This is a genomic window from Flavobacterium sp. Sr18 (genome assembly GCF_011064265.1).
In the GTDB taxonomy this organism is placed as follows: domain Bacteria; phylum Bacteroidota; class Bacteroidia; order Flavobacteriales; family Flavobacteriaceae; genus Flavobacterium; species Flavobacterium petrolei.
The window spans coordinates 3,589,613-3,614,483 of the sequence record NZ_CP049329.1 but is presented as its reverse complement, the minus strand read 5'-3'; the positions used below and the strand labels follow the sequence as shown (position 1 = coordinate 3,614,483).

The 24,871-nt window shown below is 32.5% G+C and carries 22 protein-coding genes and 1 pseudogene; 14 read left to right on the top strand and 9 right to left on the bottom strand.

Going from position 1 to position 24,871, the window contains the following annotated elements:
* Positions 1-424: 424 nt before the first annotated feature.
* From G7A72_RS15845 to G7A72_RS15835, 3 genes are read right to left on the bottom strand one after another with little or no spacing between them, the layout of a single operon-like run.
* Positions 425-1,141: a LytTR family DNA-binding domain-containing protein gene (locus G7A72_RS15845; RefSeq protein WP_165153354.1), complete on the bottom strand. Its 717-nt coding sequence runs from the start codon at positions 1,139-1,141 to the stop codon at positions 425-427.
* 35 nt (positions 1,142-1,176) lie between these two features.
* On the bottom strand, positions 1,177-2,349 hold the full coding sequence (locus G7A72_RS15840) for an alpha/beta fold hydrolase (protein ID WP_165153352.1): 1,173 nt from the start codon (positions 2,347-2,349) through the stop codon (positions 1,177-1,179).
* 4 nt (positions 2,350-2,353) lie between these two features.
* Positions 2,354-3,406 (bottom strand): sensor histidine kinase, encoded by a 1,053-nt coding sequence (locus G7A72_RS15835; RefSeq protein WP_165153350.1) that lies wholly within the window; start codon positions 3,404-3,406, stop codon positions 2,354-2,356.
* Between the two features lie 289 nt (positions 3,407-3,695).
* On the opposite strand from G7A72_RS15835, the gene G7A72_RS15830 reads away from it, so the two are divergent.
* From G7A72_RS15830 to G7A72_RS15815, 4 genes are all read left to right on the top strand, one after another.
* Positions 3,696-4,778, top strand: a complete 1,083-nt coding sequence (locus tag G7A72_RS15830; RefSeq protein ID WP_165153348.1) for a hypothetical protein — start codon at positions 3,696-3,698, stop codon at positions 4,776-4,778.
* A 660-nt stretch (positions 4,779-5,438) separates the two neighbouring features.
* Positions 5,439-7,604 (top strand): TonB-dependent receptor plug domain-containing protein, encoded by a 2,166-nt coding sequence (locus tag G7A72_RS15825; RefSeq protein ID WP_165153346.1) that lies wholly within the window; start codon positions 5,439-5,441, stop codon positions 7,602-7,604.
* A 676-nt stretch (positions 7,605-8,280) separates the two neighbouring features.
* A complete protein-coding gene (locus tag G7A72_RS15820) occupies positions 8,281-8,844 on the top strand; it encodes a helix-turn-helix domain-containing protein (RefSeq protein ID WP_241258537.1) in 564 nt (187 codons plus the stop codon).
* A complete protein-coding gene (locus G7A72_RS15815; RefSeq protein ID WP_165153344.1) occupies positions 8,841-9,983 on the top strand; it encodes a site-specific integrase in 1,143 nt (380 codons plus the stop codon). Before G7A72_RS15820 ends, G7A72_RS15815 begins: the two co-directional genes overlap by 4 nt.
* Before the next feature lie 153 nt (positions 9,984-10,136).
* Here G7A72_RS15815 and G7A72_RS15810 read toward each other — a convergent pair whose 3' ends face one another.
* The 4 genes from G7A72_RS15810 to istA form a co-directional block, all read right to left on the bottom strand.
* Entirely contained in the window at positions 10,137-12,974 is a 2,838-nt protein-coding gene (locus G7A72_RS15810; RefSeq protein WP_165153342.1) for a type I restriction endonuclease subunit R, read from the bottom strand.
* Between the two features lie 40 nt (positions 12,975-13,014).
* Entirely contained in the window at positions 13,015-14,148 is a 1,134-nt protein-coding gene (locus G7A72_RS15805) for a Fic family protein (RefSeq protein WP_165153340.1), read from the bottom strand.
* A 187-nt stretch (positions 14,149-14,335) separates the two neighbouring features.
* Positions 14,336-15,073 carry an IS21-like element helper ATPase IstB gene (gene istB, locus G7A72_RS15800; RefSeq protein ID WP_113667236.1) on the bottom strand — a complete coding sequence of 246 codons (738 nt, stop codon included), beginning with the start codon at positions 15,071-15,073 and terminating at the stop codon, positions 14,336-14,338.
* A 17-nt stretch (positions 15,074-15,090) separates the two neighbouring features.
* Positions 15,091-16,638, bottom strand: a complete 1,548-nt coding sequence (istA, locus tag G7A72_RS15795; protein ID WP_165151421.1) for an IS21 family transposase — start codon at positions 16,636-16,638, stop codon at positions 15,091-15,093.
* Between the two features lie 60 nt (positions 16,639-16,698).
* On the opposite strand from istA, the gene G7A72_RS15790 reads away from it, so the two are divergent.
* Entirely contained in the window at positions 16,699-16,938 is a 240-nt protein-coding gene (locus G7A72_RS15790) for a hypothetical protein (protein WP_165153338.1), read from the top strand.
* A gap of 5 nt (positions 16,939-16,943) precedes the next feature.
* Positions 16,944-17,669, top strand: a complete 726-nt coding sequence (locus tag G7A72_RS15785) for a superoxide dismutase (protein WP_165153336.1) — start codon at positions 16,944-16,946, stop codon at positions 17,667-17,669.
* Positions 17,670-18,360: 691 nt separating this feature from the next.
* On the opposite strand, the gene G7A72_RS16650 is transcribed toward G7A72_RS15785, so the two are convergent.
* Together G7A72_RS16650 and G7A72_RS16645 are read right to left on the bottom strand one after the other, a co-directional pair.
* Complete coding sequence (locus G7A72_RS16650) at positions 18,361-18,750, bottom strand: hypothetical protein (RefSeq protein ID WP_241258536.1); 390 nt, start codon at positions 18,748-18,750, stop codon at positions 18,361-18,363.
* 85 nt (positions 18,751-18,835) lie between these two features.
* Positions 18,836-19,324 (bottom strand): annotated as a pseudogene (locus tag G7A72_RS16645) (transposase); the annotation flags it as partial.
* Positions 19,325-19,710: 386 nt separating this feature from the next.
* Here G7A72_RS16645 and G7A72_RS15775 point away from each other — a divergent pair.
* The 8 genes from G7A72_RS15775 to G7A72_RS15750 all read left to right on the top strand — a co-directional run bounded on the left by G7A72_RS15775 (position 19,711) and on the right by G7A72_RS15750 (position 24,870).
* Positions 19,711-20,127, top strand: a complete 417-nt coding sequence (locus tag G7A72_RS15775) for a hypothetical protein (RefSeq protein ID WP_165153334.1) — start codon at positions 19,711-19,713, stop codon at positions 20,125-20,127.
* A gap of 1,025 nt (positions 20,128-21,152) precedes the next feature.
* On the top strand, positions 21,153-21,521 hold the full coding sequence (locus G7A72_RS15770) for a hypothetical protein (RefSeq protein WP_165153332.1): 369 nt from the start codon (positions 21,153-21,155) through the stop codon (positions 21,519-21,521).
* Positions 21,522-21,798: 277 nt separating this feature from the next.
* Positions 21,799-22,032, top strand: coding sequence for a heavy-metal-associated domain-containing protein (locus G7A72_RS16795; protein ID WP_371807553.1), 234 nt, complete (start codon positions 21,799-21,801; stop codon positions 22,030-22,032).
* Between the two features lie 77 nt (positions 22,033-22,109).
* Positions 22,110-22,550 carry a DUF3347 domain-containing protein gene (locus tag G7A72_RS16790; RefSeq protein ID WP_371807552.1) on the top strand — a complete coding sequence of 147 codons (441 nt, stop codon included), beginning with the start codon at positions 22,110-22,112 and terminating at the stop codon, positions 22,548-22,550.
* 19 nt (positions 22,551-22,569) lie between these two features.
* Positions 22,570-23,457 carry a YncE family protein gene (locus G7A72_RS15760; protein WP_241258534.1) on the top strand — a complete coding sequence of 296 codons (888 nt, stop codon included), beginning with the start codon at positions 22,570-22,572 and terminating at the stop codon, positions 23,455-23,457.
* A gap of 32 nt (positions 23,458-23,489) precedes the next feature.
* Entirely contained in the window at positions 23,490-23,621 is a 132-nt protein-coding gene (locus G7A72_RS16710; protein WP_256371157.1) for a hypothetical protein, read from the top strand.
* A 42-nt stretch (positions 23,622-23,663) separates the two neighbouring features.
* Positions 23,664-24,398 (top strand): DUF3347 domain-containing protein, encoded by a 735-nt coding sequence (locus tag G7A72_RS15755; protein ID WP_165153330.1) that lies wholly within the window; start codon positions 23,664-23,666, stop codon positions 24,396-24,398.
* A 1-nt stretch (position 24,399) separates the two neighbouring features.
* Positions 24,400-24,870 carry a heme-binding domain-containing protein gene (locus G7A72_RS15750; RefSeq protein WP_165153328.1) on the top strand — a complete coding sequence of 157 codons (471 nt, stop codon included), beginning with the start codon at positions 24,400-24,402 and terminating at the stop codon, positions 24,868-24,870.
* Position 24,871 lies beyond the last annotated feature (1 nt).

Here is a 24,871-nt window from a genome sequence, read left to right as displayed (position 1 = left end):
AGAGATTTTATAAAATATCTGTCAATTTTTCGAACCAAAAAAAAACCTTCAAAATCAAATGACTTTGGAGGTTTGTAAATTATGGTATTCCTTGCGAACCTGTTTACGAACCATTTTATACAAGACTTGAAAAAGCTTTCTTCAAAAAATAATTAAAAATAGAAAAAGTCTCATTGGTTGGAGTCATGTTCCCGGTACAAAATAAATGTTTCGCACAAATGCTAATGTTTTATTTTTTGCAAAACTAAAGGGACTCTAAAAAGTCACTCTATGACTTGTTTTATTAGTGGGAATCCTTTAAGAAGTTTTCGATTTCAAATTAGATTGGTTTGAAAAAGCACAAAGTCGGTGACATTTACTTGGCGCAGATAATTATAAATTCCAATTTTTTTTGTTGAAAAGGACAGTACCATTTTTTTAAGCTCTAACTCCTTATATTACTTAAAATCATACTATTTAAATAATTCAGCCAGTTCTCCTTATAACTATTTCCAATCGGAATTTCTAAATGGTTTATTTCAATTTCATTTTTAGAATACGCATTCAGTTTCTTTGTATGAATAATAAAAGAACGATGAACGCGAACAAAATCAGTATTCAGCAATTTCTCAAAAACCGAAATATTTTGTTTAATATGATGCAGTTTTTCATTTTCAAGATGAATCGTAATGTAATCTTTCAGGCTTTCGATGTATAAAATTTCATCAAAAACAATTTTAATGTTTTTATTACCGCTCGCGACAAAAATATGATTGTCAGTTATTGGAGTAAATTCTTTTTTTGAACTTTGTAATTGCCTGAATTTTTCAATCGAAACAAAAAAGCGATCAAAAGTAATGGGCTTCAAAAGATAATCAATCACATTGAGTTCGTATCCTTCAATGGCGTATTCTCTGTAAGCGGTGGTGAAAATTACTTTTGGCGGATTTTTTAGTTTTTTCAAAAAATCATTTCCTTTAAGTAAGGGCATTTCTATGTCTAAAAAAATCAAATCGACATCGTATGTTTCCAGATAAGTATAGGCCTGCAAAGCATTCTCAAAAGAATCGACTAACTCAAAACTTTCGAAATTAGCTAAATGAGAAGCAATTAATTCTCTCGCTAATGGTTCGTCATCGACAATAATGCATTTGTGTTTCATTCAAGGAAGAATAAATGGTTACGAAATCTAGAAATCTAATTTACCAGTTTTGGATTGTCTTTTGTTATTCTTGCTAAAACTTCTTTTCCATTTTCATTTTCAGGATTTAGCTCGATCGATTTTTTATACATTTTTATAGCTTCTTCCTTCTGATTTATTTTCAGTAAAGCCTCGCCATAACTATCATAAGCATTTGCACTTCCTGAATTTATTGTCAAATTCAATCTAAAAACTTCAGCTGCTTTTTGATAATCATTTTTGGCTAATAATTGATAACCCCAAGTGTTTAAATCTTCTTCCGAATTATTGAATGCCAAATCTGCTGCCTTTTCTTCGTTATTGGCAGTAATCACATATTGTAAAGCACGCTCTTGAATATCAGCTTTTTGTTTAGAAGTATTCGCATATATTTTTGCAATGGTTGTGATTACCAAAGACGGATTTCCCATCCAAATTCCGTGGCCGCAATCATTTGCAGTAATTCCAGTTACATTCGAATTATTGGCAGTATATTTTTTGTGGCATTCTTTCCAGCGCTCGATTTCTTCAGGCGTTTTTAAGAAAGGAATTCCGTTAACAAAATCTACAATTGGAATATTTTGAGGAATTGTAACATTCCTCATTATTTTTACAGTTTCAGCAATAGTCGCCGACATAAAGTAAGTTCCTCTATTATTTATTTTCCATTGCGGAATAAGTTTTTCCTGTTTTAATAATTCTTTTTCGATAACTCCATCTTCAAAATAATTGTGATTCACATCGATTAGAACAACACCTTTCACTAATTTAGGATGTCTTGACGCATAAAGTTTCGAAAGATAACCGCCGTAAGAATGAGAAACCAAGATGATTTCTTTGTCGTAGCCCAACTTTTTCAATCCAATTTCTAAATCTTCGATACTGCTTATTATGCCGTGTTTCGATTCGTCCTTTTGCAATGTATCGATAGTACTTTTACCAAAACCGGCACGGTCGTAAGTAATAAGAGTTGCATTGGTAATTTCAGAAGTTTTGTCTAAAATCGAATTCCAAACCGATCCGTCATTTCCTCCACCTGAATCAAAAAGTATTGGAACGCCTTTTCCTTTTACAATCTTAAAATGTAGTTTGTGATTTCCAACATCGACCAAAGTATCTATGGTTTTTGATTGTGCATTTGCGGCAATAAAAAACCATAATAAAGAGATATTCAATAAAAGTTTTTTCATAGAATTAAAGCGTAAGAGAGAGTATAACGGTATATTTAGTTAGTGTTTCTTCAATTTCCAATTGATGTTTTTTGGGATACAATAAATCAAGTTGTTTTTGAACATTTATTAATCCAATTTTTGATTTTTCTGAAATTTTCGAAAACTCATTTTTAGGTTTTGTGTTTTCAATACTAAAAATGATTTGTTGTTTTTTGCTTTCAAAATGCAGCCGAATTACTGCTTTTTCCGTTTCATTAACTACACCGTGTTTAAAAGCATTTTCGATAAACGTCAGTGCAATTAAAGGAGAAATTTTGTTGTTTTCCTGAATGTCTTTGGTAAACAAAATATCCAATCTGTTTTCGCTGTAGCGGAGTTTTTCCAGCGCAATATAATTTTCAATTAAAGCAATTTCCTTTTCAATCGAAACATAATCTTCGTTGCAGCGATATAAAACGAAATCCAGAATTTCAGATAATTTGGCAATAACTTCGGGCGCTTTATTATCTTTTTTTAAGGTTAAAGTGTATAAATTATTTAAGGTGTTAAATAAAAAATGAGGATTTAATTGATTCTTCAAAACCTTTAGTTCCATTGATTTTTTCTCTTCTTCCAATTTTAAAAGACGCTGCTGTTTGCGGTTAAAACTTATAAAACCTAAAATAATTACCGGATAAGTAATAAAAGAAAACTCTCTTATAATCAGTCTGCCCGAAGTCAGTCTTTCCGGAATTGTCATTTTATGACCAAGCCAGTCAGCAAAAAAATCAGGAAACTTTGATTCCAGATAATAAAATTTTAAAATCATTAAAAAAGCAAAAACAAAATAAATCCATCCAATTGAAGCCGCAATAAAAAGTAAATATCTTTTCTTATTTAAGGTTTCCGGAATGATGAAATAAATCAGACCGTAGCCAGCCGCCGCCTGCGCGATAACTTTAAAGAAATAAACGAAAAGGAAAGTATACGATTCTTCGTTATCAGATTTATTAGAAAAATAAAAAAGTAAAAAGAAAACCCAGTAGAAAAAATGAAGTGCGATTCTTTTTAAATCAAGCTTTTTGAGAAAATTCATAGCATATTTTTAATTGCGGGCAAGATAATAAAATATAGAAGCAAGAATTATTAATTGCCATAGATAGTGGTTTTTTGCTTTTAAAAACTGTATTTCAGCATACGAATCTGCTTTTTCTATGTTTTTCGTTATTTGAATGCTAAAACTGCCTTTTTATCTGCTTAAGCAAATAGGAATTCATTATGAAATTACATTCGCCAAAAAATATTTATGATCAAATTTATTCTTTTGCTAGTGGTATTTCTTTGTAATGCGCTAAAATAAAAACCTTTAAATTTTAAAAAACCGAATGAAAAGTAGAATTAAAAATGCCATTAAAATTCTAATTTTAATGAGCGCAGTAAATGTATTTTCGCAAGAAAGTAAACAGGAAATTAAATACGATACGACGTCAAAATTAATCAAACCCACTTTGTTTGCTAATTTGGGCGAGACTTGTCAAACTCCAGACGGAATGGCATTAGATAAAAGTGAAAATTTATTTCTATCGATTACCAATCCGATTACATTTGATAAATACGGAAGTAAAATTATAACTTTTGATAAAAACGACAAACCTATAATTTGGTTTGATAAATTGCCATTGCACCCCATTACTAAAAAAGTGCATCCGATGGGAATTGAATTTGGGCCAGACGGAAATTTATATGTGATGGACAACCAAATGTTTGCAGGTAAAGAGAATTTTTCAAGATTAATTAGGATTAATGTCAAAGCTGGAAAACCTATAGATGCTGAAGTTGTGGTGGAAGGTTTTAATTTTGGTGAAGCGGTAAGATGGTCAAAAAATCGAGTTTATATTACCGATGCATTGTTCGAAAATAGAAGAGAAAGCGGAATTTATAGTTTTTCGTTAGATGAAGTGAACAGAAAAAACATTGTTTTGAATTCATCAAACAAAGAAAAATTTCTGGTTGCCAGTTTTACACTCAAATCAACAGTTACAAAAAGAACGATAGGAATTGACGGAATGGCTTTTGATAAAAAAGGCGATTTGTACGCTGGAAATTTTGGAGATGGCGTTATTACTAAAATTGAATTTTTTAAAGATGGAAAAGTAAAATCTAAAAAAGTTGTTTTTGATTCGGAACAGCTAAAATGTTGTGATGGATTTTATTATGATAAGAAACGAAATTCTATTTTTATTGCCAATTATGACAACAACAGCGTACATCAATTGAATTTAAATACCAATATGATTTCTCTACTTTGGGAAAATGGAGACGAAAATGGAGCAGACGGACAATTGGACAATCCATGTGAAACAATTATTTATAAAGGAAAATTATTAGTCGTGAATTATGATACTTTTGAAGGAGAAAAGAATTCTAAAATAGATACTTTTCATACAATTTCAAGTTTTGAATTGTAAGATTGTGAGTGCGAATGTCTCATGTTTTGAACCTTAGAAAGTTCGAATCATAAAACCTTTTAAAATATGGAAGTTGAAGTACTCTAGGTAAATTTGAAAGTGTTTTTCGAACCAAAAAAACCTCCAAAATCAAATGACTTTGGAGGTTTGTAATTTTTGGTGGTCCATACGGGACTGTTTACGAACCATTTTTTGCAGGATTTGAAGAAACTTTTACTGAAATAAGTTAATGATAAATTTTATATCTAAGTTTGTTGAGTGAAAATATTCTTAACAATATTATCTTTTATTGTCCTGTTTCTTTCAACAGTACCATGCAATGCATTTGCTAAACATTCGGAATGTGTAGTTGAGAAAGACTGCGGAAATGATTCTCTTGACTGTGTTATGGATTGTAATGGAAAATGCTCTCCTTTTTATTCTTGCGGTAGCTGCGTAGGATTTACCATAAGTTTGAACTCTATATTTTGTACTGAGAAAATAGATTTTATTCCAGATGAAGTATCAAAAACACTATCGTACCATCAAATTGTTGATTCTTATTTCCTTTGTAAAATTTGGCAGCCCCCTAAAGTTTCTTAATAATTGTAAAATCATTTTTTACTTGCATAATTATTAGTATGCAAGCTTTTTGTATTTATTAATATTAAGAAATCACAAATGTTTAAGTATATTTTATTGATTGTGGCAATAGCATTTATTGGCACTGTACAAGCACAGAATAAAATCAAAATTCATCTTAAGGATGCAGCAACAAATGAACTAATAAAAGGTGCATCAGCAAAGATTGAAGAAACTAATTCAGTTTTCATTTCTGATACTGATGGAAACATTCTTATTGAGAATCTTCAGAATGGAGATTATACATTGTCCATATCTATGGAAGGTTACACTCCAAAAAAGACATTTTTTAAAGCACCTAATTCTATCTTTATAGAGATCACATTGGAAAGCGAAGCTGAAGAAATGGAGGAGATCATTGTTACTTCAACCAGAGGAACAAGAACAATTAGCAATACTCCAACCAGGGTTGAATTTATTGCGGGGGAAGAACTTGAAGAAAAAGCAAATATGAAACCAGGCGATATTCGTATGATGCTTAACGAAAGTACAGGAATTCAAACCCAGCAAACCTCAGCAACTTCTGGCAACTCTTCTATCAGGATTCAGGGACTGGATGGACGATACACTCAAATCTTAAAGGATGGTTTACCAATCTATTCAGGCGCTTCAAGCGGATTGGGATTACTTCAGACTCCCCCACTAGATTTAAAACAAGTTGAAATAATTAAAGGTTCTGCCTCTACACTATATGGAGGCGGAGCTATTGCTGGCTTAGTCAATCTTGTTTCTAAAACACCAACTGAGGAAAGAGAATTACGATTTTTAATTAATGGAACCTCTGCTCTCGGCTTCGATATAAATGGCTTTTATTCGCAGCAGTTTAAAAAAATTGGATTGACTGTTTTTGCTTCTCATAATAGAAATGCGCCATATGATCCCGCAAATATAGGTCTTACTGCTATTCCAAAGTTTGAACGTTTTAATTTTAATCCAAAACTGTTTGTCAATTTTAATGAAAAGACTAAACTTAATTTTGGCATCAATACTGTTTTTGAAAATCGCATCGGCGGAAACATTGATTATATCAAAGATGAAAGTAAATATCAAGGCAGTTATTTCGAAAGAAATAAAACACAGAGAATAAGCACACAATTTGCGCTAACACATAAATTCAATGAGAAAGAATCGGTAACTATCAAAAACAGTTTCAATAATTTCAGTCGTGTCATAACAATTCCGGATTACATTTTTGACGGTTTACAAAACAGTACTTTTTCTGAAATCACCTATTCAAAAAACGGTGATCTTGCAGAATGGATTGCTGGTGGAAATTTATATACTGAAAACTTTAATGAAAAAAGTCAAACTGCTTTTCCGCTAAGGAATTATTACCAGATTACGTACGGTGCGTTTATTCAGAATATAGTGAAAGTTAAAAACTGGTTAGATATTGAAACCGGCCTTCGAGGCGACTATGTAGTGGATTATGGATTTTCTTTTTTACCGAAACTTTCAGCTTTATTCAAAGTAAATTCTAAACTTACTTCTCGAATTGGTGGTGGATTAGGCTATAAAACGCCGACTATTTTTACGGAAGAAAGTGAGCGCATCCAATATCGAAATGTAATGCCAATCAATAGTGATTTCAATAAACTTGAAAAAAGTTACGGTGTTAACTTTGACATAAACTATAAAACTAAAATTACCCAAGATGTTTCATTATCATTAAATCAATTATTCTTTTACACAAATGTTGATAATCCGCTGATATTAAATCCTCTCCCTAATGACGTCTATCAGTTTGTAAACATTAATGGCTATTTAGACACAAAAGGAACCGAAACTAATGTAAAATTAGGATATAAAGATTTTAAATTATTTCTGGGTTATACTTACACGGATGCTTCTATTGATAATAAAGGACTAAAATCCGAAAATCCTTTGACAGCAAAACACAGATTGAATAATGTCTTGATGTATGAAGTCGAAGAAAAATGGAAAGCTGGTTTAGAGGCTTATTATTATAGTTCTCAAAAACTAAGTGATGAGACAATTGGAAAAGATTACTGGATATTTGGCTTTATGGTTGAAAAACTTTGGGAGAACATTTCAGTTTATGCCAATTTTGAAAATTTTACAGATACTAGACAAACAAAATTCGGAAGCATATACACAGGAACTATTTCAAATCCTGTTTTCAAAGATATATATGCTCCATTGGATGGATTTGTTGTTAATGCCGGAATTAAAATTAGAATTTAAATTCTTCGCAAGCATACCCTAAAGGTGTTCGAATCATAAATCTTAGTAAAAGTGATCGATTGCAGTCAGTACATAAAAATGAACGCAATTTTTAAACCCAAAAAAAACCTTCAAAATCAAATGACTTTGGAGGTTTGTAAAAATTGGTGGGCGATGAGGGGTTCGAACCATTGTGCCTATCAAATTGAAAATTTCTTAAATAGCCATTAAAAAAATATTACAAATGAATACAAAATTTTATACTTTTGCAATAACCACTGGATTAATGTGTTCTTAAAAATTTAGTACCTCAAAGTCAACAAAAACATATTTTATATGAAATTTGATAAAGTTTTGTTTGTTGTTATTGACTCGTTATTTTGTTCAGATTTGTACCTTATTTGTACCTCAAGATCTGTAAACCCCAGTAAAAACGGGGCTGCTAATTTCTGTATCGGAAAATAGGTCTCACAAAACATCACAAAATAAAACAAAGAATCCCAGTTAAAATGTCATAAAACGGCATTTTAACTGGGATTCTTCTTTCTGTTTATTTAGCTTTATTTGCAGATAGTTTGTTCCTTTTTGTACCATTATTGTACCACGAAAATAATTTTCCTTGTTGGATTTTTTTTTGGCGAAATTATGACACACAGAGAGACACATAGACACAATGGGACACAAAATTAGTCACATTATGAGTTCTAACATTGAGGTTATCAGAATTTGTGAGCACTGCAAAAAACAGTTCACAGCCAGAACAACGCGCACACGGTATTGTTCGCACATTTGCAACAGCCGTGGTTATAAATCACTGGTACGCAAAGGAAAAGTAGAAAAAAGCAATAATGAGATCGTTCAGCTTTTAAACACAGATTTGGAAAAAATAAAGCCTCTTGAGTTTTTAAAAATTACTCAGGCAACCCTTCTTTTTGGAATCAGCAGAAGTACGCTTTACAGGTTAGTTAACAATGGACAACTGGACATTGCAAAGTTTGGCAAACGAACTGTTATCCGCAGATGCGATCTTGAAGCTTTTTTTGCAATTTGTATACAGGATGTAACCTTGAAAACTGGACAGCAATTTCCTGGTTTTGACAATTGCTATACTATAACGGAAATTCAACAGAAGTATAATATTTCTTCAGGAGCGCTCTATCTATTGATTCAACGGCAGGGTATAGTAAAATATTCCGTTGGAAAATTCACCTGTGTATCCAAACAGGATATTGATATAATTTTTAATGCTGCGGGAAGATGAAAAATATAAATGTTACGCTAAGAAAAAGGACGCTGCCAAGTGGTAAGATTACACTATATCTTGATTTTTTCCCTCCGATATACAATCGTAAGACTCATAAACTTTACCGTAGGGAGTATTTAAGTTTATACCTCGTTCCTAAACCAAAAAGTGCTATTGAAAAAGCTTTGAATTCCGAGAACTTGTACAAAGCCGAGATCATTCGTGGCAACAGGTTTAATGAAGTAAATAAGGAGCAGATCTATACTCCATTTGAGCTTGAGCGCATTCATCTCAAGGAGGTTGGTGAAAAATCATTTCTGCAGTATCTCAAGCTTGTTGCAGAGCATAAAACGGGTAATAACGGTGATATCTGGACTTATGCCATTATCCACTTTGAAAATTTTATTAAGAATGAGGATATACTGATACAGGATATCGATGTGACTGTTATAGAAGATTTTAGGGAGTATCTCTTAAAAGCAAAATGTATCAGGAAAAAGGGTAAGTTTTTAGCTCAGAATACAGCTTTAACTTATTTCAATAAGATCAAAGCTACTCTTCGAAAAGCATACAAAAAAGGATTGCTGCAGAGCGATGTCAATGCTGCAATTGAAAGTATAAAGGAACAAGAGTCTCAAAGGAATTTTCTAACCATGGAAGAAGCTGTAAGGCTATTTAAAACCCCTTGTAAAAAGGAAATTGTCAAACGTGTCAGTCTTTTTTCTCTGCTCACAGGCATGCGCTATTCCGATATATCAAAACTTACATGGGAAGAAGTACAATACAGTAAAAGTGAAGGATATTACATAAGATTTAAGCAGCAAAAAACTGATAGACCAGTGACCCTCCCTATATCCCAGGAAGCATTCGAGTTTTTAGGCGAAAAAGTGGATCAATATAAGAGAGTCTTTTATGATTTAAAAAAATGGGATGTTGACCGGTTGCTGCCTATATGGGTTAACGACGCATCAATTGAGAAACATATTACATTTCACTGCTTTCGTCATACGTATGCAACATTGCAGATGGCAGCAGGTACCGACATTTTTACAGTTTCGAAAATGCTGGGGCACAAAAATATAAAGACCACTCAGATATATACAAAAATCATCGACGAGAAAAAAAGAGAAACAACTAATAAAATTTCATTTAAATAAGATTTTTTTAATACTGGTTCAGAAAGGATAAATGAATTCTTAGCTTTTACTTTAAAGTGGCTTTGAAAGCCACTTTAAAGTCGAAGGCAAGTGGTTTATATTGCAGATTTTTTATAAAAACGGACAAAATGTTTTACAAAATCAAATTAAATATTAATCATTAAAAAACGTGTCGATAAAAGTTAGAAATTTATTTAGAATAGTATCTCCAACTTTTGATCTTTGTAATATAGAGGGTTGATTTTCTAATACTTCCACTACTTCTTGTTTGGTGGGGATTCTTTGGGTGAATAAATAATCTTCTGTTAGTTTTTTTAGCTTGTCCGCATTTATCTTTTCATCTTGTACAAATTGATTGAAGGCTTTTTGCTGTTCTTCGATCATAAATGCTGCATAACCTTCCTCTATTGAAGCATCTTCAAGTAATGGCAAGTTTTCTTCAATGAAACGTTCTATCAATTCGCGTTTGCTGCGCAGTTTGACATCTCCTGCAACGATATCTAGTATTTCTTTTTGTCTGCGTTCTTTTTCCTCTGGGTTTGTTGCTTTTAACTTGGCTAATAATCCTAAAATATAGGTTACTGTAATATCATCACGATGTATCAATTCTAGTTCAAAATCGACTTCGTTAAGTATGGAGGTTTTTTCTTTTTTACCTTTATCAGATAACTCCAAGTATTTCGATTTATAGTTATCAAATTCTTGTTCTCCTAAAACAATATCGTCAAAAGTAAAATCTACAAATGATGAAATTATGTTTTTTAACCGGATAATTTCACGAAACGCTTTTACAAATTCTAGCTCTTCGTCTTCGGTATATAAATCATCAACTGATTCAAAAGTTGGAGTAATTGCTGTTAAATTATCGTACGCTTCATTAATTTCTTTAACGTAGGTTTCGTATGGTTTTAAGATGATAATTTCTTTAGCCTTTTTATCTGAAAATAAGGCAATGGCATCATCAGTGGCTTTTTTAAGATTCCTAAATACGACAATATTTCCTTGTGATTTTTTATCACCAAGAATTCTATTAGTTCTGGAATATGCCTGAATTAAACCATGGTACTTTAAATTCTTATCTACAAATAGGGTATTCAATGATTTACTATCAAATCCTGTTAGGAACATATTAACCACAAATAAAATATCTACCTGTTTGGTACGTACTCGTTGTGCTATGTCTTTGTAATAATTGTAAAAGGATTGACTGTCTTTTGTAGTCCAATTGGTTTTAAAGGTTTTGTTGTAATTTTCTATATAACTTTCTAGCTTATCTCTTTTATGATAGGCATTATAAACCTCTTCCTTTTCTGCTACCTCATTAAAATCTTTACTATCATAATCGTCTGTATCGCTAATCATTTCATCATTGGCACCGAAACTAAAAATTGTAGCCATCTTTAAATCATGTTTACCCTCTTCTTTTAATTTAAGGAATAGATCATAATATTTAATCAGCATGTCTACGCTACTCACGCAAAACATAGCCGTAAACGTTTTGTTTTGCGTTTTAATGGGATGTTGCTGAATGATATAATTGGTAATCTTTTCAATGCGGTCTTTGCTTTGTAATAATTCTTGGGTATCAATTGCTTCTACTTCAATGTCAATTTCATTTTGCGAATTCTCACGCTCTTTATACTTCCCTACATACTCCACAGAGAAACGCAATACATTGTCATCTTTTATCGCATCGGTAATAACGTAACTATGCAATTGCTCACCAAATAAGCTTGCCGTGGTTTGGTTTTGCTTGTTTTTAGACGAGGCATTTTCTGCAAAAATAGGTGTACCGGTAAACCCAAACATTTGATAATTTTCAAAATATTGGGTAATCTTTTTATGCGTGTCTCCAAATTGAGAGCGGTGGCATTCATCAAAAATAAAAACAATTTTTTTGTCTTTTAGATTGTCCATTGTTTTAAGATGGTGTTCTCTCGTAATAGCATTGTACAATTTCTGAATTGTCGTGACAATTAATTTGCTATTGCTGTCTTTGAACTGTCGTACTAAATTGGCCGTGTTATTGGTTGGGTCAATACAATCAGGTTTGAAGGCATTGAATTCTTTAGCCGTTTGGTAATCTAAATCTTGTCTGTCTACACAAAAAACTACTTTATCTACCTTGGGTAATTGTGATAAAATTTGACTGGCTTTGAACGAAGTTAATGTTTTACCTGAGCCTGTAGTGTGCCATATATAACCATTGTGATTACTGTTTTTTACCTTGTCAATAATACGTTCTACGGCATTAAATTGATACGGACGCAATACCATCAACATTTTATCAGAATCATGCAATACGGTGTATTTCGTGATCATTTTAGACAAATGACATTTCTCTAAAAAGGTATTGGCAAAATCCTCTAATTTAGAAATACGTTTGTTGTTTTCGTCTGTCCAATAAAATGTTTGTTTGTAATCGGGTTTTTTGTTTCCGAAATTGCTGAAGTATTTAGTATTTACGCCGGTACTAATTACAAATAATTGCACATAATTAAACAGTCCAGTATTGGCTGAGAAAGAGTGTTTTTGATAACGATTGATTTGATTGTAGGCTTCTTTTAATTCTAAGCCTGTCTTTTTCAATTCGATTTGTACTAGGGGCAAACCATTAATTAAAATGGTTACGTCATAACGGTTTTTATACGTTCCTTCAACCGTGATTTGATTGGTAACTTGGTACTCATTCCTGCACCAAGAATCCATATTTAAGAATTCCACATAAACCAATTCGTTATTATCATTTTTGAAAGCAAACTTATCCCGAAGTAATAAAGCTTTTTCAAAAACATTGTTAGACTTGGTTAGGTGGTTAAGTATTTGCTTAAAATCCGAATCAGAAAACACTTTATTGTTGTGTTTTTCTAATTGCTTTTTAAGATTGACTAGTAAATCATTTTCATCTTTAATAGTTACTTTATCGTATCCATTTGAAGCTAATTGGTTGACTAGATTTTGCTCTAAAATTAATTCGGATTGTGATGTCATGTTATATTAATAGTTCGAGATTCTTTACAAATCTCGAAGTTTATTTAATTTTATATTTGGTTAATAATACTAAGAATTTTTCAGAACGCACAAAGTTTTGTTTCACTTTATTGACTTGAATTATATCTAAAAAGTCAAGATTTACGAGACCTAACAAATCAGTTCGTGCTGTAAAATTTGATATTAAAAATCTATTCTCTACTTCTTTTACAGTAAAAATACTTTCTGGTTCATCGTATAGTATTTTTAATAATTGCGCTTGACGTTCATTAACATTCGGAATTCTAACAAAACTTGCAATTTGTAAATTTTCTTTTTGTTTCAGTTGAATATATTCTTTTAATGCTTCGAACGATTTGTCCATCACCTTTAAATGATAGGTCATAAAGTAAGTCAAATCATTAGCATCTGCTTCGGTATATAAATAGGCTTTCTCGTACTGATTTTTAGTATCCTGAATAATCTTTGAAATAGATAAATACTCTGTAAGCCAATATCCTTTTTTTAATAAATACCAGTAAAACAAGGCACGCGCCGTTCTACCATTTCCATCTGTAAAAGGGTGAATGTAACCAATCATAAAATGAATAGTAGTTGCTTTAAGGATAGGGTGCATAAAAGTTTCTTTACTATCAGCATTAAAAAAGTCACATAAGTCTTTAATTAATATTTCCAGTTCTTTATGGCTAGGAGGTGTATGCACGACTTCGCCATCAATATGATTGACAACTTGTACATCATCAGATATTCTAAATGCGCCTTCCTCTTTTTTATCGTCTAATGTATCACAAGCAATTAGTCCGTGAACGTATAACAATTTTTCAGGGGTTAAATCGTCATTGCGATTTTGTGTGATGTGTTTGATTGTAACATAATTATTTACAATCATTTGTTCTGACTTGGTCTTTGGTTTTACTTCTTTACGAAGCATTTCTTTAGCTTTTTTACGGGTAGTATTGGCTCCTTCTATCTGGCTACTAGAGATAGCTTCTTCCATAATAGCACTTACCAAATATCTAGTTTTATCAGCATCTGGAACAACATTATTTGCTCCCATATAACCACCAATATTCATATCAAAATAGTGAAGTATTTTTTGAATATAATCAGTAGTCACATAATTAAATTGATAACTACCAAAAGAGATATTTTTGTAATTTACCGCTCTTGCCATTTTTACGGCAGACCAAAGTTGTATAGGTGCAAATTCCAGTGATATTGACCACCCAATTCCAATTTAAAGTGAGCACCTGATTCCAATTCAAAATGACCACCTAATTCCGGAGCAAAATGACCACCCCATTTTTCATTAAAAACTACTCTTTTTCATCTGTTAATTAGTATTCAAATATACTTAAATATTAGCCTTTGTTTATCCCTCTTTTTTTTCTCATGGATTCTCCATGTAATTCGAGTCGATGAGATTGATGAATCAGTCTATCCAAAATGGCATCAGCTATGGTTTTTTCTCCAATGATGTCATACCAGCCTTGCACTGGGATTTGTGAGGTTACAATAATAGAACCGTTATTATGCCTGTCTTCAATGATCTCTAAAAGGGTAATTCGGTTACTGCTATCCAAAGCTTGGAGTCCAAAATCGTCTAATATAATAACATCTTGCCGTTCTATTTTGGCCAATTCTCTCAGGTAAGAACCATCTGCTTTGGCCATTTTTAATTTAGCAAACAGCTTCGAAGTATTAAAATAACTTACTTTAAAACCTTGGATACAGGCTTGATAACCCAATGCTGTGCCTAAATAACTTTTGCCTACACCAGTGCTTCCCGTTATTAAAATGTTTTCATTTTTTTCGACAAATTCACATTCTGCCAGACGCAGTATGGTATTTCGATCCAGATTACGGGTTTGGTCAAAATTGATACTTTCAATATTTGATTTGTAATGGAATCGGGCGTTGGTGATACTGCGGGCAATACGCCGATTGTGCCTTTCATCCCATTCGGCATCAATAAGCATCGATACAAACTGATCGAGCGTGTAATGGTCTGTTTTTCCGCTTTCAATGGCTGTTTTAAAAGCATTGTGCATGCCGTAAAGCTTCATTTGTTTCATTTTTGTTACTGTGGATTCATTCATGATTACTGTGTTTTAATTTAATTATAATACTGTTTTCCTCTTATGTTAGCGTGAATTGGAAGTTCCTGCTCAGGTTCTTGTTCAAATTCGATATGATCTAAGTTGTTTTCTAAAATATTTTGAATGGTCTTAAAATTGTAAATTTTAAAATCAAGTGCCCGCTTACAGGCATTTATTAATCGCTCTTTCCCTACCTTTTTCTCGAAGTTTAATATTCCCAAACAACTTTTATAAGCCTGTTCAGGATGGTTTCTACTTTCAATTATTTGCATAATATATTCTGCTACTGACTCGTCAATACTACTGGCCCAATCAATGAAGCGGGCAGCACTCCACTGAGCTACAAATTGATGCGTGCTAGCCATATGTTCCGGGATTGTGGTATAGATATAAGGTTTGTAATTCCTTGGATGGATGGCTATTCGATTGTATTTGTGATAGATCTCTACCGTTGATTTGGTATACAATAGTTTCGCTTTTTTCTTGACATATTGATACGGAACGCTATAGTAATTTTTGTCCTGACTTAATTGAACATGCCCATTTTGCATTACTGTTGCAAAGGATTGGTATTTGATTTCAAAACGTTCTTGTGGTAATGGACTTAGTTTTTGTTGCTCATCTTCTAAAAATAATTCTATCCGAGAGTACGGACGTCCTGTGAGTTTTCGACTGTTATGAGCATCCAATAAATCCCATATTTGCTGGTTTAATTCTTCCAGAGAAAAGAATTTAGTTTCTTTTAGATTTACATAAATCCTTCGATACAAGATCTTAACAGCTCCTTCAACCAATGATTTGTCTCGGGGTTTATAAGCCCTAGCAGGCAAGATTGTAGTTTGGTAATGTTCGGCTAAATCAGCTAAGGTTTCATTAATTGTGGGTTCAAAACGACTGCTTTTTATTACTGCAGATTTTAAATTATCGGGAACAATTGCCGCAGGAGTACCTTCAAAAAAACGCATAGCATTTTCTACCGAAGTAACAAAATCTTCTTTTTGTTGGCTCATGGAAGCTTCGGCATAGGTGTATTGACTGGCTCCTAATATGGCTACAAAAAATTGTACTTCTTTAATTTCTCCCGTGTCTTTATCAATGATGGAGAGTGTTTTTCCAGCATAATCCACATACATTTTATCACCCGCTTTGTGATTCATGTGCATCACTGGATTGACTCGTTTGCTCCATGTTTTATAATGATGTCCAAATTGCGAGCTTCGGTAACCATTAGGATTTAGGGCAATATATTGCTCCCACATGTGCTGTATGGTAACGCCAACTTTTTTTAGTTCGCGTTCCATTTTAGGAAAAAAATCATAAAGAATCTGCAGTTTGGGACTGATTGATTCCACGGTAGTGTGTGAAAACAAAAGTTCTAACTCAGCATCTGTTTTTTCGTTAATTACTTCAAAACTTAATCCTAGCACTTCAAATAAAGAAATATACTTCTTTACTGTATTTCTAGAAAGAGATAAGTACTTACTTATGAATAACTTACTTTTCCCGTTACAGTAGAATTTAATTGCTTTTCTAATTTTACTCATGTCTGTTATTTTGTTTGCCATAATCCGTATTTTTTTAACGAATGTATGGTGCTAACAACATGAAAAAGTTAGTAGTTTTTAATGTCCAATTTTAGCCCAAAATCAGGTGGTCAATTTGGACTGGAAAATGGTGGTCAGTTTGCTCCGAAACTGGTGGTCAATTTGAACTGGAATAGGGTGGTCAATTTGACTGGTTTTTCCAATCTGAATACTCAATTTAAAGAAATAGCATCAAACTTAAATCAACAAGATTTAAAAACATTAACAAAAAACAGAAATAGTATCAAGCAAAATCCGTGTAACTTTACAATCAAAAATTAACAAAAATGAACAGAAAAGATTTTTTAAAAAGTGGATTAATTTTAGGCGGAACAACTTTGTTACCAATAAATTCTGTTTTTAGTCAAAGCTTAATCGAGAATAAAACTGACTTATTAGTTGACAAAGACGGAAATTTTTTCCAACAACCTTTGCTTTATACTGAAAGTTTTTTAGAACCGTTTATGGATGCAGAAACTTTGCATTTGCATTATACTTTTCATCACGGCGGAGCGGTAAAAGGTGCAAACAAAGATTTGCAAATGATAAAAAAATCGTTAGACGAAAACAATCTTGAAACGGTTGATTACTGGACAAAAAAGTTATCTTATCATCTTTCATCTCATATTTTACATTCAATATTTTGGACAAACTTAACCAATAAAGCAAATTTACCAAAAGGCGATTTATTGAAAAGAATTGAAAAAGATTTCGGGAGTTATGACAAACTAAAAATATATTTAGCCAAAACTTCAAAAGACGTTGACGGAAATGGTTGGGGAATTTTGGGTTATCAACCTTACACAGATAAATTGACAATTCTGCAATGTGAAAATCACGAAAAACTAACACAATGGGGCGTAATTCCATTGCTTGTAATTGACGTTTGGGAACACGCATATTATCTAAAATTCCGAAACAAAAGAACTGATTTTGTGGATAATTTATTTAGTATAATAAATTGGGATAACGCATCCGAAAGATTAGAAAACGCATTGAAAATGATGAAATAGAAAGCAGAAAAGTAAAACCGCCCAAAACGCCAGCCACCAACACACGCTACAAGCAAGCTGGGCATTTGGCTTAATTTGAAGATGGTTTTGTATCTGAAAATTAGTGATTAACCGAAAGTTTAGGCTTTCTTAATCCCAGCCTGTGTGTAGCGCGGGGACGTCAGGCTGTGAAAAAACCTATTTTACTTTCAAAAACTTCAGATAATTCTACTCAAGAATTCAAATATAAGGCATTTAACGGGTCGTTATTTTTAGGCTGCAATTTTAGTTTGATAGAAATAGTGTTCTAAATTCGGCTTTAAATAACTCGTTTTTAGCAAAAACAAGACTTTTGCCTTGTAGGGTGAGTTCCATTTTTTGAGTTTGGCAATCAAATCGGGAACGCCTAGGATATTGATACTGCGTTTGATGTTATACACCAGCATAATCAGGCTGTGTTCTCCGTTTACTTTTTCTAATCCCTTTAGTTGGTATGGTTATAGCCCCATTGTCGTTTGATGGTGCCAAAAATATGTTCGTTGATTTACTCAATTTTTTATTGTTTTTTTTATTTGTTTTCGTGATTTCCGCTACGCTTCAATTCCTGTCGTTTACGGTAGAGCTGTTGGTTCTCATGGTAGCGCTTGTTGTTTTCTTCTACGGCATCGGCATATTGGCTTCCGTCGATTTCTCTGCCTGCAACTCTATTAGTTCATAAATGTTTTACGGGACATTCTTTGCATTTTGGGGTTTGGTATTTTTTAAAATTATAACTATCTCTTTCTGTAGTTTTCTTATGCCAACTGCCCGTAGTTTTTAGCATTTCGCCTTGTAGGCAGGTATAGGTATCGTTGTCTTGATTGTATTGAAATTGGGCTACCAAATAATCCTTGGTCGTATCGTTTTCGTTACTTTTTCCTTGTTCAGGCTGTGCTACAATGGTAATTATGTTGGCTTGTTTGCAGATTTCTATTTGTTTGCCATTATGGTAGCCTTTATCGACCAATGCAGTATAGGCTTCGATACCCAGATTCTCTTTGGCTTCTATGGCAATAGCTGACAAGGCGCTGCAATCGTTCTTGTTGATGGTATGTGTGGCCACAACAAGATTATATTTAGCATCGACTGCGGCTTGAACATTAAACGAAATCTCAACTACTTGTCCTTGAACTAGTAATGCTCTGGCATCACTGTCGGTAGTGCTTATTTACTTCGTCCGTTCGCTCCTTCGAGCTCGGGTGAGGCTGGCCACTTTCTTTTAATTTTTCTTCCAGTTGCTCATAACGCAATTTGTTTCCTTTCAATCGGTCTAACTTTTGTTGGATATTTTGGATTATAGCTGGGTTATCTTTGGTATCATTTTCTTCCAGAGCGTTTAGGCATTCTTGGGTTTTAGTTTCAATATAAGCTAAGTGCTTGTCGATTTTCTTTTGATTGAAATTGGCTTTCTTGCTATTGTGGGCTCGGCTTTTGGTACCATCGATAGCAATGGTTTCGCATCCTATCAAATCAGCATCTTTCAAGAAGGAAACAAAGAGTTTGAATAGTTTTTTCAGGGCAATGGGATTGTCTTTTCTAAAATCTGAGATGCTGTGGTAATTAGGACGAATGTCTTCTAAAAGCCATTGCATTTCCATGTTTCTGAAACATTCCTTTTCCAGATCTCGACCACTTCTGGCTCCGTTGAGTTAACCGTATAAGTAGATCTTTAGAAAAACTTTACTATTGAAACTCGGGCGACCTTCGGTCTTGAGCGTTTTTACAGCAAAATCGAGTTTAGAGAGGTCAATATATTCGACAAAGGCATCTATAAATCGCACCTGATTATCGGGACTTATAGTGTCTTCTAAACTTCAAAAACCCATTTGTTGACGTGAAATACCTGTGATATGTTATCATTCTTAAAAATACGAAAAATCTTCTTTTTATACAAGTATTTTGTTATATTTGATGATAATACAACAGAGGTTTTTTACAGACTGACGTTAGCAGACATTTAGTTGAAAAAAGAAAAAGTACATCAATTTATTTAAAATAATAAGAATTAAAACTTACATTTAATATGCAAAGAGCAACAATAATTTTAATAGTTTTATTAATATTTAATAACTGTTTTTCTCAAACCTTCAAAAATCATGAGATAAAAAGATTGAAGACTTTTGAAATAAATACGGAATCAATTGAACTAAATAATTCAGTGAACTACTTAGATTTAAATACTATTTTAGAAAAGGAACAAAAAAGAAAAATTAATAAAACATTAGCAATAGTCTTAACTTCACTTTCTGCATTAACAATGACATATGGAGCAAAAATAATTACAAGTTCTAAGGATGATAAAGAAGGTCTTGGGGGGGCTATTGGAATTATGATTATGACGGCTGGTGTTGTCGAATTAGGAGTTTCAATTCCTCTTTTCAAATCATCGAACAAGAGAAAAAAAGAAAGGGATAATTTAATTGAGTTATATAAAAAATAGAATAATTAAAACGAAAGCTGTCCAAAAGCTCGGAAATTGGATGAAATAAACATTCTTAATAAACAACCGATCTGCCAACACTTGCTCACAAGAGATTTGGGCAATTGGATTAATGGAAAGTTGGTTAAGTATTTGGGTTGTTTGGCAAATCCGAAAATAGGGCATAATTTAGTCCCAAACCTCTTGTAGCAAGGGAAAGTTAAGCGAGATAACGTCGCAGAAAAAGAAGAACAAATTGAAAAGTAACACAAAAATGTATAAATAACTTTAATACGATAAAAATGAAAATAACATTCTCTGTTTTAGCTTTTGTAAGTTTATTAATTTGCCTTTTTTCTTGTGAAAAAGATGATTCAATAAATAATGATTTTTACCAAACTAATTTTAGAGTTGGTTTATGGATTAACTCTTAAAAAAATGATACTTTAGAATTTGTTAATAGCACGAAACTTATAAGAAAAGGAAGTGTTTATAAATATGAAGAATACTTATACCGAATTGAGGGTGATAATCTTTTAATTAGTGATATAAATTCTAAAGTCGAAACACAACATCCGATTTTGAAAACTACTGGAGACAATGTTACTTTACAAAATATGTATCCAGCTGCTGGTTTGACTAATATTTCAGGAGCTTTTATTAAAAATAATAAAAATTAAGGACATAAAATAACCTGAATTGATTAGAAATTAAAAGAAATATAGTTGTTGATTATGAAACCAGTTAATTGATAATGCACCCCAACTGAAGAACTGAGAATTCATCGCTTCATTTAACCAACGGAAAGAATTTGATAAAATTATCGATGGATTTGAAGAGCCATATATCTCCCATGTGCTAACATAAAAAGTTAGTGAATTCAAATTTATAATTTTGGATTATGATAAGTCCTTATCTATTTGCTTCCGTAATAATACTTTTGATGAAAATGTAAAACAAAATAGTAATGATATTTTTTTTACAAGACCTTAGCGAGAATAAAGATTATTTATATAACTTTGGTACATATTAGATCTTAGATACAAATGAAAAAGTTTCACATTTTATTAATCGTTGTACTTGGCTTCTTGTTGATGCCAACGGTAACCTTTGCGTGTGAAAATAATTCAGAAAAACAATCTTGTAAAAAAGAAATATCTTCTAAAACAGATAAAAAAGATTGTTGCGAAGGCGATAGTCATTCGAAGAATAGAAATAATAAAGGGTGCGGAGGAAAATGCAGCCATTCTAAGTGTGGTTGCGCTTCTTCTTGCAACTCATTCGTTTCTATTAATGAACTGAAATTTAATAAAGATATTTTTAATTTCTTTTCAGAAAAACAAAATTTTTACAATTACGAAACCTCCATTTCTTCTGGTTTCAATTCTTTATGGCTCATACCTAAAATAGGCTAAATTTCAAATTTGATAGCCATAATTGCATCAAATTGAAAGCAATTATTGCTTTACAACCATTTATTTTACAGCTAAAACCATTATTTAAATCATAGGCAATATTATGTCTTGATTCCAAAATATTGTTTGCAGCTAATTCAACTAAAAATATTTATATAATGAAATCAATAAAAATATTATTGATGGCAATCACTCTATCGCTATCAGTCGTAGTCGCTAACGTGCAAATTATAAACGCTAAAACCGAAACCGTAAAAATCAATGGTAATTGTGGTATGTGCAAAAAACTATTGAAACGGCTGCAAACATTGGTAAAGTTGCCAAAGTAAATTGGGACACGAACACCAAAACCGCTACACTTACCTACGATACAAAGAAAACCAATCAGGATGAAATCTTAAAACGTATTGCACTTGCAGGTTATGATAGTGAAAAATTTCTTGCCCCAGATGATGTATATAACAATCTTCATGGCTGTTGTCAATATGATAGAGAGCAAAAGTTCCGGTAAGAGAGGAAACTAAAATTGTTGCTATTAATGAAAATCATGCGAATCACAATAATCAGCCAGAAACGACTACAACTGCAGTGCAAAATGAGAACCAATTAAAATCTGTTTTTGACAATTATTTTGTAGTAAAAAATGCAATGATTTATTCTGCTGGTAATGCTACTTCAATTGCTTCAAAGGAATTATTTACAGCAATCAAGAATGTTAAAATGGACAAACCAGAAATGGATGTTCATATGGTTTGGATGAAAGTAGTAAATAAAATCAAAGAAGATGCTGAACATATTGCAGATACCAAAGATAAAAAGAACCAACGCAATCACTTTACGACATTATCAAAAGATATTTACACATTAATAAATGTTGCAAAGTATGAAGTGCCAGTTTACTTTCAATTCTGCCCAATGCATAATGGTGGAAAAGGTGCTAATTGGGTAAGTAAAGAAAATACAGTTAAAAATCCTTATTACGGTTCACAAATGTTGAGTTGTGGTAAAACAGTAGAGACAATAAAATAATTGAATTAAAACTTAAAAAATGAAGTATATATTTTATACCGCATCAATACTTAGAGTTATGCTTTTATCATCTTTTAATAAAGACGACAATATGGATATGACAAATCCAGCATCAAACGTAAATTATCCAGCAGCTTATGTTGTCACTGGCGAAGACGCAACAATTTCAGTAATCAAATTATCAACTAATGAAGTTACTGGAACTATTCCATTGATGGGAACCGGTAAAGATATGATAATGTGGCCACACCATATTTCTTCACATTCAAATCATCTTGCAATTGGAGTTCCGGGAATGGATTTAAGTGTTGGACATGCAGTGACAGGAACCATGTCGGGTAAACTTGTTGTTATTGATGCAACAACTGGTTCAATTGTCAAAAACATTGGTTTAACTGTAATGAACCACAATACTATTTATTCTCCAAATGGCACAGAAATTTGGGTGCCTCAAATGGATATGAAGGGAAAAGTATTGGTTTATGACGCTACAACTTATGCACTGAAAAGTACAATTACTGCAGGTATGATGCCAGCAGAATTAACTTTCTTTTCGGACGGGACTAAAGCCTATGTTGCTCATGGCGATGATGATAACGTTTCAGTAATTAATGTAGCATCAAAATCAGTAGTTGCAACGGTTACAGTTGGTAACAATCCTGTTGGTGCTTGGACTGCTAGCGATGATACAATGTATGTCGATAACGAGGATGGACAGTCTATTTCTGTAATTAGCGTAGCTACTAATGCAGTTGATCAAACCATTCCTTTAGGTTTTATGCCAGGTATTGCTTCGCACAACGGAATTAAAAGTGAATTATGGGTTTCAGGCCCCAATGGCCGGAAAGGTACATTACTGGACTTGGGATATTACAATTATGATGTGGATGCACGGCGGCGCTTTTAATACTGGTACTGGCTCACGCAATTTCTTTCACAATGGACGGAAACACTGCCTATGTAACCAACCAAATAGCCACTGCCGTTTCTATTACAAATGTTACCAATCATACCGTTACTAAAACAATTAATGTTGATAAAAAACCAAATGGTGTTGTAATAAAAATGTAAACTATAATATATCTAAAAATAACAATTTAAAAAAATAATAAAATGAAAAATCTAATCCTTTCAGCCATAGCAATGGCATTTATACTAGTTTCTTGTAACCAAAAAAATAAAGAAGCTGTAACAACTGATTCAGAAAAAACAGAAAGTACTTCACAATTGTATGCGTGTTCTATGCACCCCGAAGTAACAGGAAAAAAAGGAGAGAAATGTTCAAAATGTGGAATGGAATTAACCGAACCATTTGTACAAAATGGAGCATCTCATGATCATACTGATGGTAGTCATAGTCACGATGATGTAACAACAGTTGAAGTTAACAATGATGCTATATCAGGTACCCAAACAGCATTTTCTACCAATGAAATAATTTCTGACTATTTAAAACTAAAAAACGCACTCACAAAAGACGATACAAAAGGAGCAGCCAATGCGGGTAAAGCATTATATGCAACTCTCAATAAAATCAGTACCAATGCAATAGATCCAAAATTGAAAACAGAATATATTGATATTGCTGATGATGCCAAAGAACACTCAGAACACATTGGCGATAATGGTGGGAAAATTGACCACCAAAGAGAACATTTTGCGATGTTGAGTAAAGATGTGAATGATTTGATAAAAATATTTGGAGCAAAACAAAAACTATATCAAGAATTTTGTCCTATGTATAATGAAGGAAAAGGAGCTACTTGGATAAGTGAAAGCAAAGAAATAAAAAATCCTTACTACGGTTCAAAAATGCTGACCTGTGGTTCGATGAAAAAACAATTCTAAAATGAAAAAAATCATCAAGAAAATACTCTTAATTGGGTTTGTTCTTTTTTTGTTGATGCAGTTATATCAACCTGCTCGTAATGAAAGTTATGAGCAGGAATTAACTACAAATTTTACAAGAAGGTATGATGTTCCTAAAAATGTTGAAACTGTTTTACGGACATTTTGTTACGATTGTCACAGTAATAATACCAATTATCCGTTATATTCTTTCATTCAGCCAGTACGATTTTTTATGGAAGAACGCATTAAAGATGGTAAAAAGAATTTGAACTTTAATGAGTTTGGAAAGTACTCCAAGCGAAAACAGGAAAACAAATTAGAAGCTATCATCAAACAAATAGAATCTGATGAAATGCCCTTAGCGTCCTACAGGGTACTTCATAAAAATGCAATAATAACACCTGCTCAAAAAGAGGAAGTAATCAATTGGATAAATAAAACAAAAGATAGTCTTTCATTAGAAAACTAAA